Origin of the sequence: Glutamicibacter protophormiae (genome assembly GCF_016894325.1) — a bacterium.
GTDB lineage: Bacteria > Actinomycetota > Actinomycetes > Actinomycetales > Micrococcaceae > Glutamicibacter > Glutamicibacter protophormiae.
In genome coordinates, this window is record NZ_CP069806.1 from 702,024 (window position 1) to 715,480 (window position 13,457).

10 protein-coding genes are annotated in these 13,457 nt (G+C 64.8%); 6 read left to right on the forward strand and 4 right to left on the reverse strand.

Annotated features, from left to right (window positions below):
* Positions 1-7: 7 nt before the first annotated feature.
* On the reverse strand, positions 8-1,345 hold the full coding sequence (locus JQN66_RS03425) for an MFS transporter (RefSeq protein ID WP_204676634.1): 1,338 nt from the start codon (positions 1,343-1,345) through the stop codon (positions 8-10).
* A 151-nt stretch (positions 1,346-1,496) separates the two neighbouring features.
* On the opposite strand from JQN66_RS03425, the gene JQN66_RS03430 reads away from it, so the two are divergent.
* From JQN66_RS03430 to JQN66_RS03450, 5 genes are all read left to right on the forward strand, one after another.
* Positions 1,497-2,273, forward strand: coding sequence for a DUF4303 domain-containing protein (locus tag JQN66_RS03430; RefSeq protein WP_204676635.1), 777 nt, complete (start codon positions 1,497-1,499; stop codon positions 2,271-2,273).
* 97 nt (positions 2,274-2,370) lie between these two features.
* Complete coding sequence (purH, locus tag JQN66_RS03435; RefSeq protein ID WP_204676636.1) at positions 2,371-4,041, forward strand: bifunctional phosphoribosylaminoimidazolecarboxamide formyltransferase/IMP cyclohydrolase; 1,671 nt, start codon at positions 2,371-2,373, stop codon at positions 4,039-4,041.
* Positions 4,042-4,383: 342 nt separating this feature from the next.
* Complete coding sequence (locus tag JQN66_RS03440) at positions 4,384-6,384, forward strand: BCCT family transporter (RefSeq protein WP_239464126.1); 2,001 nt, start codon at positions 4,384-4,386, stop codon at positions 6,382-6,384.
* A 344-nt stretch (positions 6,385-6,728) separates the two neighbouring features.
* Positions 6,729-7,949 (forward strand): NRAMP family divalent metal transporter, encoded by a 1,221-nt coding sequence (locus JQN66_RS03445; protein ID WP_204676637.1) that lies wholly within the window; start codon positions 6,729-6,731, stop codon positions 7,947-7,949.
* A gap of 12 nt (positions 7,950-7,961) precedes the next feature.
* Positions 7,962-8,771 carry a putative hydro-lyase gene (locus JQN66_RS03450; protein WP_204676638.1) on the forward strand — a complete coding sequence of 270 codons (810 nt, stop codon included), beginning with the start codon at positions 7,962-7,964 and terminating at the stop codon, positions 8,769-8,771.
* Between the two features lie 78 nt (positions 8,772-8,849).
* Here the strand turns inward: JQN66_RS03450 and JQN66_RS03455 are convergent, their stop codons facing one another.
* From JQN66_RS03455 to JQN66_RS03465, 3 genes are all read right to left on the reverse strand, one after another.
* Complete coding sequence (locus tag JQN66_RS03455; protein WP_204676639.1) at positions 8,850-10,355, reverse strand: APC family permease; 1,506 nt, start codon at positions 10,353-10,355, stop codon at positions 8,850-8,852.
* Positions 10,356-10,440: 85 nt separating this feature from the next.
* A complete protein-coding gene (locus tag JQN66_RS03460) occupies positions 10,441-11,100 on the reverse strand; it encodes a PDC sensor domain-containing protein (RefSeq protein ID WP_204676640.1) in 660 nt (219 codons plus the stop codon).
* Positions 11,100-11,852, reverse strand: a complete 753-nt coding sequence (locus JQN66_RS03465; protein ID WP_188949011.1) for a FadR/GntR family transcriptional regulator — start codon at positions 11,850-11,852, stop codon at positions 11,100-11,102. Before JQN66_RS03465 ends, JQN66_RS03460 begins: the two co-directional genes overlap by 1 nt.
* Positions 11,853-12,174: 322 nt before the next feature.
* On the opposite strand from JQN66_RS03465, the gene JQN66_RS03470 reads away from it, so the two are divergent.
* Entirely contained in the window at positions 12,175-13,443 is a 1,269-nt protein-coding gene (locus tag JQN66_RS03470; protein ID WP_204676641.1) for an MFS transporter, read from the forward strand.
* The last annotated feature ends 14 nt before the right edge of the window (positions 13,444-13,457 follow it).

The window sequence follows — 13,457 nt, forward strand, 5'->3', positions numbered from 1 at the left end:
GGGATTTCTAGCCCAGTTCCCGTCCCCGTGTTTCCGGCGCGAACTTCGCCATGAACAGCACCGCGAGTACCACCAGCACGGTGGCACCGGCGAACAGCCAGGACAAGCCCACCACCGGCCAGAGCGCCGCGAACAACAACGGGCCGAAACCGGCCGCGAAGCGCGACATGGTCGACGCCCAGCCGAATCCGCTGGCCCGCAGCTCGGTCGGATACAGCTCCGAGACGTAGGCGTAGAGCACCGGGACCGCGACCTGGACCACCACGCCGAATACCAGGATCCAGCCCACGGCGGTGGCCGGCACATCCAAGCTCTGCGCCACCACGATCAGCACGAGGCCGGAGAGCGGACCGAAGATGCCCAGCAGCCACTTGCGCCCGACCTTCTCCACCAGCAGCGCGGCGATCACCACCCCGATCAGGCCCATCAGCGCCATCACCGCCGTGGCGAAGAAGGATGCCGACTGCGCCATGCCGGCTTCGGTCAGGATGGTCGGAAGCCAGGTCAAAGCGAGGTAGTAGACCAGCAGGATGGTTACGAAGAGCAGCCAGCTGGTGGCCGTCAGCTTCCACGAATAGCGCCACAGCGAAGCTGCCTGCTCCCACCAGCGCGGAGCCTTGGGCAGCGCGGCCTGCTCGATCACGTAGTCGCGCGGTGCGGCCCCGGTGCGCGCCACCAGCTGGTCGATCACCGCACGCGCCTCGGTTTCACGGCCCTTGGCCGCCAGGAACAGCGGGGACTCCGGGATGGAGCGGCGCACCACGTACACCATGAAGGCCGGCAGGATCATCACCACGAGGATCAGCCGCCAGTTGTCGGAGGTCGCCATGACCCAGCCGGAGACGAAGAAGGACAGTGCGGCGCCGATCGGCCACCAGCCGTCCATCGCGGTCAGCACCCGGCCGCGGTACTTGGCCGGGGTGAATTCGCCCACCAGCGCGTAGTCCACGGGGATGCAGCCGCCCAGGCCCACGCCGGCCAGGAAGCGGAAGGCCACGAAGAAGCCGAAGTTCGGGGACAGGGCGCCCAGCACGGTGAACAGGGCGAACATCAGCAGCGTCAGGCTGAAGGCGTTCTTGCGTCCGTAGCGGTCGGCGATGCCGCCCCAGAGGAACGCGCCGAGGGCCATGCCCACCAGGTTGGAGGTGCCCAGCAGGGCGGCGGTGGGACGGTCCAGGCCCCATTCCTGGGCGACCAGCGGGATCAGGGCGCCGTTGAGCGTCACATCCCAGGCGTCGAACATGAAGCCGAGTCCGCCGATGATGAAGATGGTTCCCTGGACCTTCCACTTGAAGGGAAGCTCCTGCACCACATGGGTGCCGGAGGGGAGGGTGGCTGTGGACACGGTGGTGTACCTTTCGCGCGGTGCAGATGATGCGGCTTCTACCGCGTCGAAGCTTAGCCGAAATTCCCGCGCGGCGCGTAGCCGCTGTACGCCTCTTTGCGGGAGCCGTCAAGGCCTTTTGAAAGTGCAGGCAAGAGAGTAATCTCTGGACATGGGAGTAGATTGGACCGCTCTCGAAGAGGCGATACGGGTTGCAGCCCTTCGACACGCGGCTGAAGTAATTGAGGCACACCCGGAGCAGACCTTCTATGCCGTTGCCCTGCACGGGGTGAGCACCGAAGAGAGCGAATCCATCGCCATGCCGCTGCTGGCGCTGAACTCGCTGCAGGCGCTGGCCCGCGACCGGGCCGCCGAGTCGCGCGAACAGCTGGTCGAACGCGGCGAAGACGTGGACGAGCCGGACGACTACGAGGACCGTCCCGACGCAGACGAGCACAACACCCTGGAACCGGAACCGCTGGTTGTCGACGAGGATTCCCTGGTGATCTCCGACTCGGAACACGACGAGGAATCCGAAGACGATGACGACTCCGACGACGGCGAGGACCTGGACGAGGTGCTTGCCTCCATCGAAGCCGACCTGGACGAGGACGACTCGGAAAGCTTCTACTCGGACAAGTGGGAGCCCAGCGACTGGCACTGGTCCTCCATCGACCTGTGCGAGGAACCGGCGGCCGGCATCTGGTCCGAAGCGCTGACCGACCAGGCCTCCCGCGAGGGCTGGGAACCGACCATCAAGCGCTACTATCACTGCCTCGTGGCGGCGGCGCACTCGCTGCGCGACGAGCTGAACGCCAAGACCTCGGTGGATCTGGTGACCTACGTGGCCGATGAGGACCATGCGGAGAAGCTGCTGCGCCTGTGCCTGACCGACCAGCAGCTGGCCACGCATTTCCCGCAGCTGGGGAACCTGGTCCAGGGGCACTGACACGAACTGAAGGGAAACCGGCAGATTTCGCTAGAATAGGGGCGGCGGCCTTTTCGCCGCCCGCCCCATTCATTCTCACCGCCGGGAGAAAATTTTCGTGAGTAAGACCGTCTTGGACAAAGTCGCTATCCGCCGCGCATTGATTTCCGTCTACGACAAGACCGGCTTGGAGGAACTGGCCGCTGGACTTCACAACGCAGGCGTCCAGCTGATTTCCACCGGCTCCACCGCCAAGAAGATCGCTGCCGCAGGCATCCCAGTGACCGAGGTCGAGCAGGTGACCGGATCGCCGGAAATGCTCGACGGCCGCGTCAAGACCCTGCACCCCATCATCCACGGCGGCATCCTGGCTGACCGCCGCGTGCCCGAGCACATGGACACCCTGGCCGAGCGCAGCATCGGCCAGATCGACCTGGTCGTGGTGAACCTGTACCCGTTCGTGCAGACCGTCGCCTCCGGCGCGGCGCAGGACGAGGTTGTCGAGCAGATCGACATCGGAGGCCCGGCCATGGTCCGCTCCGCCGCGAAGAACCACGCCGCAGTGTCGATCGTGGTCGATCCTTCCTTCTACCCGCAGGTCATCGAGGCCGCAGCCGCAGGCGGCTTCGAGCTGAAGACCCGCCAGCGCCTGGCCGCCAAGGCCTATGCGCACACCGCCGCCTACGACACCGCGGTCGCCACCTGGACCGCCAGCCAGTTCCTCGACGAAGACGGCGACGGCGTCATCGACTGGCCCGCCTACTCCGGCGTCGCCCTGCAGCGCGCCGCCGTGCTGCGCTACGGCGAGAACCCGCACCAGCAGGCCGCCCTCTACGTGGACGAGGCAGCCCCGGCCGGCATCGCCCAGGCAGACCAGCTGCACGGCAAGCCGATGAGCTACAACAACTACGTGGACGCCGACGCGGCGCTGCGCGCGGCCTTCGACTTCGACAAGCCAGCCGTGGCGGTCATCAAGCACGCCAACCCGTGCGGCGTGGCCGTGGCCTCCGACGACGCCGCAGACCCGATCGCCGACGCGCACCGCAAGGCGCACGCCACCGACCCGGTCTCGGCCTTCGGCGGCGTCATCGCAGCCAACCGCACCGTCACCAAGGGCATGGCCGAAACCGTGAAGGGCATCTTCACCGAGGTCGTCATCGCACCGGACTTCGAGCCGGAGGCCGTCGAGATCCTCTCGGCCAAGAAGAACATCCGCCTGCTGGCCCTGCCGGACGGCTATGCCCGCAACTCCAACGAGCTGCGCCAGGTCTCCGGCGGCATGCTGGTCCAGGCCGGCGACAAGATCGACGCCGACGGCGATGATCCGGCCAACTGGACCCTGGCCGCCGGCGAAGCCGCCGACGCCGCCACCCTGGCCGATCTGGCCTTCGCCTGGCGCTCGGTGCGCGCCGCGAAGTCCAACGCCATCCTGCTGGCCAAGGGCGGCGCCGCAGTGGGCATCGGCATGGGCCAGGTCAACCGCCTGGACTCATGCAAGCTGGCCGTGGAGCGTGCCAACACCCTGGGCGTGAAGATCGAATCCGGCGCGGACGCAGCCGGCGGTGCCGAGAACGCCGATACCGCGGCTTCCGAGCAGCGCGCCGTGGGCGCAGTCGCGGCTTCGGATGCGTTCTTCCCGTTCGCCGACGGCCTGCAGATCCTGATCGACGCCGGCGTCAAGGCAGTTGTCCAGCCGGGCGGTTCGGTGCGCGATGAGGAAGTCATCGCCGCCGCGAATGAAGCAGGCATCACCATGTACTTCACCGGTGCACGCCACTTCTTCCACTAGGAACTAGCCACGCCGTTTCGGGCCGTGCAGCCAGCGCTTGCCGCGCTGGCTGCACGGCCCGCGGTACTTAATCCTGCTGCCGGGCGGCTGACGAGCCGCCATCCAAGCACCTCCCAGGCAGGGGCGAAAACGACCATTAATCCAGCCTGCGCGGGCCTGGAGAATGCGTGGGGAACTCCCGAGAATCGGTGCGTCACGCGGTCAAAAAGCATCTTTTTTCTGCGCTTGGCGAATCCCTGTTTGGCCCCGGGATCATGGGGCAGGATCGAGGTCAGACCCGGCGGGTTCGCGCTGGAATGGGGTCAAAAACCGCGGAATCTCAAGGTTTTTATAGTAAACTTGATGGCTATGGATTCTGATACGTCACGTCCACACCCGCCAGCTGCGGGGTCCAAAGCCATTGACAAGGGAAGTGAAAAAGACCAAAAACCGGTCCGGGGACACAAGGGCGAACGCGTACTCAACGCCCTGCGCCATGCCAAGGAACCCTCCTTCGGCATCCACCCGGGACTGATCCCCGGCATCAGCGTCGAAGACACCAACGCCACGTTCCCCACCCGCCGCGGGGTGTTCATTTCAGCACTCGTTGCAGTCCTCGCGGTACTGCTCTGGGCCATCATCGCCCCAACCAACCTGAACGAGGTCGGCGTGGGCATGCAGGAGTGGGTCGTCACCCACTTCGGCTGGCTGTTCAACGTCATCGTCCTGGGCATTGTGCTGTTCATGCTGGTGGTCGGCTACGGCCCCACCGGCAAGATCCGCCTCGGCGCGGATGACAGCAGCCCCGAATATTCCACCACCTCGTGGATTTCCATGCTGTTCGCCGCGGGCCTGGGCATCGGCCTGATCTTCTACGGGCCGCTGGAACCACTGAGCCACTTCACCGCGCCGCCGCCATCCACCGATGCGCAGGCAGGCACCAACGAGGCAGTGCTCCCGGCCATGACCGATTCCTTCCTCCACCAGGCGACCTTCGCCTGGTGCATCTACGCATTGGTCGGCGGCGCCCTGGCCTACGTCTCCTATCGTCGTGGACGCCTGCCGCTGATCTCATCACTCTTCGAGCCGGTGTTCCCGGACGGCAATAACCGTCTGCTGGGCAAGATCATCGACGTCTTTGCCGTGCTGGTGACGCTGTTCGGCACTGCGACCTCGCTGGGCATCGGTGCGCTGCAGATCCGCACGGGTACGAGCATCGTCACCGGGATGGAACTGGGCAACGGGTTCGTGGTCGTGGCGATCAGCCTGCTGACGGTGGTCTTCACCATTTCGGCCGTGGCCGGCATCAAGAAGGGCATTCGCCTGCTCTCCAACACGAATATGGCCCTGGTGATCTTCATGGCGATCTTCGTGCTGGTCGCCGGTCCGACCATGTACATTCTGGATCTGCTGCCGGCCGCCGTGATCTCCTTCTTCGACAACCTGCCGCAGATGCTCACCGTCTTCGCCAGCGAGGGCACCGTCGAGAAGGAATATCTGACCGCTTACACCACCTTGTACTGGGCCTGGTGGATTTCTTGGTCGCCGTTCGTCGGCATGTTCATCGCCAAGATTTCCAAGGGCCGGTCGCTGCGCCAGTTCGTCACCGTGGTGATGCTGGTTCCTTCGGCGATCTCCATGACCTGGTTCACCGTGTTCGGCGGTTCCGCGATCTGGATGAACCTCAACGGCCAGGAAATCGAGATCCAGGGTTCGGGCGAAAACGTCATGTTCGACTTGTTGGCCAACCTGCCGATGAGCCCGGTGATGTGGATTGTCGCCCTGCTGGCGATCTTGGTGTTCTTCGTGACCGCCGCGGATTCCGCCTCCAACGTCATGGGTTCCATGTCGCAGTCCGGACGCCCGGTGCCGTCCAAGCCGGTCACCATCGTCTGGGCCGTGGCTCTGGGCCTGATCTCCATGTTCCTGCTGCTGGCGGGCGGGCGCAATGCGCTCTCCGGGCTGCAGTCGATCATGGTCACCTGCGCCTTGCCGTTCGCGATCATCCTGATCGGCGTCATGATTTCCTGGGGCATCGAGTTGCGCAACGACCCGCTGATGATCCGCCGTCGCTATGCGCTGGAAGCCATCAAGGGCGGTGTCCGCCAGGGCATCGACGAGCACGGCGACGACTTTGTCTTCGGCATCTCCCAGGTTCCGGAGGAACTCGGCGCCGGTGCCGACTTCGACAGTGAGGACCCGGCTCTCACCGAGTGGTACACCGACAATGCTCCGGAATTCACCGGCGAGCAGCCACAGGTCGAGGTCGGCGACCCGAAGCCTGCACAGCTGACCGGGAAGGACGTCCAGCCGAGTATTGAGAAGTCCACGGACGACGACGCTTCGGAGCCGGTCAAGAACTGATCAATTTTTTTGATCAGAATTTGAAAGTCCACCGGTCCTCGGCACCTGCCGAGGACCGGTGGACTTCGTGCATCCGGGCATTAAACGGGGTCTCCATGGCATACGAGCAGTGCGTGCCATCGGATCACAAGCTATGACGCTATCTGCGCTGTTGGGACTAGGTTTTGGCGCCAAGGACGCGAGCTGATGCGCTGACCCTGCGTCCCTTGCAGCCGCTGCCCGAAATATGTCCTCCATGTAAATTGTTCAACAACTACTTGCCCAGATTGTTCAACAACCTGTATTGTCTTGTGCGTTACATTAGTTCTGTGACAGCAGTCACCGCTACCGCAACGGATGAAACCATGTCTACTCAAGATTCGAAGCCCCAGGCTAGTTCGAAGGCCCGGCGCACAGCGCTGCTGGGCGCCATGTTCCTCATGGCTACCAGCGCCATCGGCCCGGGTTTCATCACCCAGACCACTGAATTCACCGTGCAAATCGGTGCGGCGTTCGCCTTCGCGATCGTCGTATCGATTCTCGTGGACATCGCGGTGCAGCTGAACGTCTGGCGCGTGATCGGCGTCAGCGGCCTGCGCGCCCAGGAGCTGGGCAACAAGGTGCTTCCCGGTGTGGGCTGGCTGCTGGCCGCCTTGGTCTTCGTGGGCGGCATGGTGTTCAACATCGGCAACATCGCCGGCACCGGCTTGGGCTTGAACGCGATGCTGGGCGTGGATGCGAAGGTCGGCGGCGCAATTTCCGCGGTGATCGCCATTTTGGTCTTCCTGTCCAAGAAAGCTGGCATGGCCCTGGACCGAATCGTGGTCTTGCTCGGTGCGATCATGATCCTGCTGATGCTCTATGTCGCCATCGTGGCCGCACCTCCGGTCGGCGACGCCCTGCGCAACGTGGTGCTTCCCGAGCAGGTCGACTTCCTGATCATCACCACCCTCATCGGCGGCACCGTGGGCGGCTACATCACCTATGCCGGTGCGCACCGCATGCTGGACTCCGGCACTGCAGGCGTGGAGCATGTCAAGGAAATTTCCAAGACTTCGGTGCTTGCCATCATCGTCACGGGTGTCATGCGAGTCCTGCTCTTCCTGGCAATCCTCGGCGTCGTGGCCGGCGGTGTGGCATTGACCAGCGACAACAAGGCCGCTGAAGCATTCGGCGCCGCCGCTGGCGACATCGGGCTGCGCTCCTTCGGCATCATCCTGTGGGCCGCCGCGCTGACCAGCGTGATCGGCGCCGCCTACACCTCGGTCTCATTCGTTACCAAGAGCACCACCCCTGAACGCACCCGCAACCTGATCACCGTTGCCTTTATCGCCGTCTGCGCGGTGATCTACCTTCTGCTGGGCAAGGCCCCGGCCACGTTGCTGATCTTCGCCGGCGCCTTCAACGGCCTGATCCTGCCGGTCGGACTGGCCGTGCTGCTTTGGGTGGCGTGGCGCCGCCGGGATCTGCTGGGTGGCTACAAGTACCCCAAGTTCCTGCTGGTCATCGGCGCCCTGGCATGGCTTTTGACGGTCTTCCTCGGCTACAACTCCCTGGCAGGGCTCTCGGCCCTGTGGAATGCATAAGGCGGATTTCCCATGGCAAATGTTCGCGATCTGACCCTGGCCGAGCGAGCGGCCCTGAGTCCCGGCGAAGCGCGCGAATACTTCCGCCAGGGGCAGGTAATCCCCACCGCCGGCATCAGCGCAGGGTATGCGCAGGCGAACCTGATCATCGTGCCGCAGGCGCTGGCCTTCGACGTGCTGCTCTTCGCCCAGCGAAACCCCAAGTCCTGCCCGATCCTCGGGGTCCTGGAAGCGGGGCAGGTGTCCAATGAGCTGCTGGCTGGCGGAGACATCCGCACTGACGTGCCCCAGTATGTGGTTTATGAGAATGGCGAAAAGATCGCCGAGCCAACGGATCTGGCCGAGTACTGGCGCGAGGATCTGGTGACCTTCATCGTCGGGTGCTCCTTCACCTTCGAGGCGGCGCTCATCGAAGCCGGCATCTCGGTGGCCCATATCGACCAGAACGTCAATGTGCCCATGTACAAGACGACCGTCCGCAGCGCCTCCGCAGGGTCCATGTCCGGACCCATGGTGGTGTCCATGCGGCCGATTCCGGCTTCGCAAGTGGCCGACGCCGTGCGCATCACCTCCCGCTACCCTGCGGTGCACGGGGCACCGGTGCATATCGGCAACCCTCAGGAGCTGGGCATCATGGATCTTGGCAAACCGGACTTCGGCGACGCGGTGCAGATTCCGGAAGGCAGCATCCCGGTGTTCTGGGCCTGCGGCGTCACCCCGCAGGCAGCGGTCATGGAATCGCGCCCGGCCCTGGCCATCGGCCACGCCCCCGGGCACATGCTGATCACGGACGTGAAGGATTCCTTCTACCAAGTGCCATAGGTGCCAGACGTGCAGCAACGCCGCAGGCGGCGCATCCCTGAGGGGTGCGCCGCCTGCGGTGTTTTTATCAGCTGCCGGTCAGTCCATCGTCGCTGCTACGCGCTGGGCTGCGCGCAGCTTGTCGGCTACTTCGATGGCATCGTTGCTCGGCGCATCGGACTTGGCGTCCGGCCGGGCGATGAACAGGTAGAGGGCCCCGGTTCCGGCCACTATGCCCAGCCCGATCAGCACGATCCAGTCGGCCAGGAAGTCGCCGCTGGAACCGGGGACCGACAACAGGACCATGGCGAAGATGCCGTAGGCCAGGGCGAGGATGTTGACCAGCAGGCCGGCGGCACCCAGGGAGAACGGCCCGGCAGGCTTCCATCCGCGCAGGCGCTGGCGCAGCGCCGCCAGCACCACGGACTGGAACGACACGTAGACGCCCAAGATGGCGAAGCTGGTGATCTGGGTCAGCAGCGTCTCCGGCCCGAAGTAGATGAATACGCACAGCAACAGGGGGATGGAGCAGGCTACCAGCAGGGCGTTGGACGGTACCTTGTTGCGTGCGGAGACCTTGGAGAGCCAGCGGTGGCCCGGCAGCATGCCGTCGCGGGCGAAGGAATAGATCAACCGCGAGGCGGCGGCCTGCAGCGAAAGCACGCAGGACAGGAATGCGGTCAGTGCGACCACCAGGAAGATCTTCGAACCCACGGTGCCCAGGGCGGCCTCAAGGATGGCCGGGATGGGGTCCACGTCTTCGCCATTGACGATTTCCTGGAGGTTCGGTGCCGCCAGCACGTAGCCGGTGAAAGAGATGAGCGCGGACACGCCGCCGACCAGAATGGTCATCATCATGGCCTTGGGGATGCGCCGGGCGGGGTTGCTGACTTCCTCGGCCACGTCGCCGCAGGCCTCGAAGCCGTAGAAGAGGAACAGGCCGGCCAGCGCCGCGCCCATGAACGCCACGCCGTAGCTCCCGTCGCCCTCAACCCCCATGGTGTCGAAGAAGACGCTGAATGGCTGCTCGCGCTTGAAAACCAGCAGGTAGAAGCCGACGGCGATGACGCCGATCAGCTCGGCGGCCAAGCCGATGCGGGCAATGCGGGCCAGCATCTTGGTGCCGGAGAAGTTCAGCAGCAGGGCGATGAGCAGCATGGCCGTGGCGAACCAGAAGGTGGTGACCTCGGTCAGTTCGACATTGAAGGTGCTGGCCACGAACCCGGAGCCGAACTGGGCCACCGAGGTGATGGTGACGATCATGGCCCAGATGTAGATCCAGGCGGCCATCCAGGCATAACGCTTGCCCCAGAGCCTGCGGGTCCACGGGTAGATTCCGCCGTGGATCGGGTACTGCGAAACCACCTCGCCGAAGACCAGCGAGACCAGGAACTGCCCGGCGGCCACGATGAGGATCCAGAAGACCGATGGCGGCCCGCCGGTGGCCATGGCCAGGGCGAAGAGCGAGTAGACGCCCACCAGCGGAGATAGATAGGTGAAGCCCAGGGCGAAGTTGGCCCAGAGGGACATGGAGCGGTCAAAGGACTGTTCATAGCCGAGGACGGCCAGATGGTTCCCGTCTTGGAGATCGTGTTGCGAATTCATGGAATCCTCGTTGCGAGCGTACGCAAAAGCTGCGTGTGAAGTGTGACACACCGAGAATAACACTTAAAGATTCTATATAGAAGGTTTAATTTTGGCTGCGTACCACCAGCAGGCTTGTGCCGGTCACCTTCTCCGATTTTTCAAGGGAATCCGGGGCAATCAAGGCGCCCAGCCCGTGCCGCGGATCCGAGGAAGTAATCACCCGGCCGTGCGCGGAGACCAGCGCGGCCGGGCGGTCCAGCCGCAGCAGCAGACGCTGGAGCGCCGGCTCGATGTCCCTGACCCGAAGATCCAAACCGACAATGCCTTCGGAGCTGCCGGTGACCGGAATGGTCAGCGTCAGCACGTAGTCGCAGATGCACAGGTGGTCGACGAACGGGCCGGTGATGTGCCGGCGCCCCGAGGCGTGGGGAGCCGAATACCATTCCAGGCTGCGGTAGTCGCGGACATAGTCCGCGTACTCGCGCTGCTCCAACTGCAGCCGATTGATTTCGGAACCGGCGGCGAACAGCGGATTGTCCCGCATGGGTGCGAGCCACCATTCGAAGCGCATCTGCCCGGCGCTGTCGCCAATGTATCCGGCGCCGACGATGCCGTTGGCGTGATCCAGAAGCCACGGCCGCACCAGATCCTGGACGGCGCTGCCCAATTGCTCGGCAGGAAGCTGCGCGATCCGGGTGTGGAGCGCATCCAAACGCTCGAAATATCGCTCGAACCATGCTCCAAGCTCGGCTGCGACGACCATCAAGCCACCTCCAGTTCTTGTTTGCGGCTGATCAGCCAGGTTGACAGCAGCGTGAAGGATTCCTGGCATGCCGCGCGGCCCGGCGCCGCATCGCGTGATGCCAGGGCATGCACCATGGCGCGGTCCAGTGCTGCGATCCGTCCGGCGAGCGCTTCATCGCGCAGGCCCAGCCACATGAGCTGCCCGTACTGGGCCTGGAATCCGATCTGCTCGCGCACCAGCCGCGGGGACTGGGACAGCACGCACAGTTCCAGCAGGAATCCGCCATGGTCGCGGGCGGCGCTGGCAGGGGTCGAGAAATCCGCGCGGTCGAGCCAATCCTCCAAGGATTGCGCTTCAGCCGCCGTGCAGATCTGGGTGGCCCGGTCGAGCGCACCGCTGGTGATGACGTCGAGGTAGACCGCGGCATCGAGCAATTCGGTGCGCGAGATGCCGCGCAGCCTGGAGGTCATCAACTGCTGGGAGGCATCGGGGGCTTCGGCGCGGACGAAGGAACCGCCTTCACGGCCGCGACGGGTTTCCAGCAGACCTTCCTTGCGCATGTCCGCCAACGCTTCACGTGCCGTCACCACGGCAACACCGAACTTCTTGGCCAGATCCGATTCGGTGGGCAGGCGCTCGCCGGGTGCAAGTACACCCAGCAAGATGGCATCCGTGAGCCGCTGTGCGACCTGTGCGGTGCGGGTGTCGGCGCTCAATGGCGCGAAAACAGCCGTGCGGGAACCCTTGGCTGGTGGCGTCTTGTCCGCCATCAGGCCCCCCGGCGCCCGGGGCGGAAGACGCAGCGGCACCGACTGGTCTGCATCTTGAATGCTGTACGCATCTGTCGACCTCTCTGGGGCTTGGGTTGATCTGCTGTCGTTTTCCCTGCAAGGCAATGCGATCAGCTCAGGATTGATCATATCGACAAGCTCCGGGGGACGGATGGCTAGCTGCGTCGTTGGACGGCGGGGTGCCGGCATGGAAGTGCCGTCATGAATCCGCCATGGCCCTGTGAATCATGACACACTGGCGTGAATGGCGGCCAGCAGGCCGCCCATCATCAACTTGAACGTGTGAAAGAAACAGCGGTCCATGGCGCAAAAGGCAAAATATTGGTTCCCCGCAGCATTGAGCCTGCTTCTGGTGGGATGGGGAGCCAACCAGTACGTTGCCCTGCTGGTGCATTACCGGCAGGAGCACGGCTTCTCGGAAGTGCTGGTGACCTCCCTGCTGGGCATCTACGTGCTGGGACTGGTTCCGGCCCTGCTGCTCGGCGGGCGTGCCTCTGACCTGCGTGGACGAAAACGGCTCACCATGGTCGCGGTGCTGATCTCCATTGCCGCAAGCCTTGCCCTGATGCTCTCCCACCTCGGTCCCTTGCCGCTGTTCGCCGGCAGGCTGCTGGCCGGCACCGCAACCGGCCTGGGCATGGCGGCCGCAACGAGTTGGGTCAAGGAGCTCTCCCAGGCGCCGTGGGATCCAACGTCGGCGGCCGGATCCGGTGCCCGACGCGCCTCGCTGCTGACCTCCACCGGTTTCTGCCTGGGCCCGGTGGCCGGGGGATTGCTGGTGTCGTGGGCGCCGATGCCGGATATTCTTCCGTACGCGACGCATATCCTGTTGTGCCTGCCGGTCCTGTTCCTGCTGCGCCGGCTCCCCGAGACCAGGCAGCGCCAGATCCCGAAGGCCAAGGCTCCGGGAGATCAGGCCCGGCGTGTACCGGGTGGCGCCGTGCAGCAGACCGGTGGCAAGCGGTTTTGGGCGGTCATCGCCCCTGCCGCACCGTGGGTGTTCGCCGCGGCGACCATGGGCTTCGTGGTGATTCCTCAAATGGTTCCCGCCATGGGCGCAGAAGCCCGCCATGCTTACACCACCGTGGCGGTGGCCTTGACCATGGGATGCGGTGTGCTGGTCCAGCCGCTGGGGCGGAGGGTCGACACCGTCAACAGCGCCCGCACCCTGCTGCTGGGCGTCGGCGTGGTGTTGGGCGGCATGCTGGCCATCATCGCGGCGATCCTGCTCAACAGCCCGGCGGCCGGGCTGGCCGCGTCGGTGCTGCTCGGCTGCGGCAACGGGTTGCTGATGGTCGGCGGACTGCTGGAACTGCAACGTGCCGCCGGGCCTGACGAGCTTGGACTGCTCACCGGGTTCTTCTATACCTTTGCCTACGCAGGGTTCCTGGCGCCCACGGTGATCGCGCTGGTGGCCCAGTGGGTCGGCAGCTTGTGGATCATGGGCGCCGTGGTGGTCCTGTGTTCGCTGTCCCTGGCCATTGTGGCCGTGAACTCGCGCAAGCACCTGCCCTGTACGCTGGAGCGCATCGGCTCCGGGGCTGCACTCGCGGCCCGGGACGGAAGCTGAACCGAATCGGTCCC

Bases quoted from the DNA above. Each gene is read 5' to 3' on its own strand.
- JQN66_RS03430 (WP_204676635.1), top strand. From the start codon at position 1,497: ATGGGAGTAGATTGGACCGCTCTCGAAGAGGCGATACGGGTTGCAGCC.
- JQN66_RS03440 (WP_239464126.1), top strand. From the start codon at position 4,384: ATGGCTATGGATTCTGATACGTCACGTCCACACCCGCCAGCTGCGGGG.
- JQN66_RS03445 (WP_204676637.1), top strand. From the start codon at position 6,729: ATGTCTACTCAAGATTCGAAGCCCCAGGCTAGTTCGAAGGCCCGGCGC.
- JQN66_RS03450 (WP_204676638.1), top strand. From the start codon at position 7,962: ATGGCAAATGTTCGCGATCTGACCCTGGCCGAGCGAGCGGCCCTGAGT.
- JQN66_RS03455 (WP_204676639.1), bottom strand. From the start codon at position 10,355: ATGAATTCGCAACACGATCTCCAAGACGGGAACCATCTGGCCGTCCTC.
- JQN66_RS03460 (WP_204676640.1), bottom strand. From the start codon at position 11,100: ATGGTCGTCGCAGCCGAGCTTGGAGCATGGTTCGAGCGATATTTCGAG.
- JQN66_RS03465 (WP_188949011.1), bottom strand. From the start codon at position 11,852: ATGGCGGACAAGACGCCACCAGCCAAGGGTTCCCGCACGGCTGTTTTC.
- JQN66_RS03470 (WP_204676641.1), top strand. From the start codon at position 12,175: ATGGCGCAAAAGGCAAAATATTGGTTCCCCGCAGCATTGAGCCTGCTT.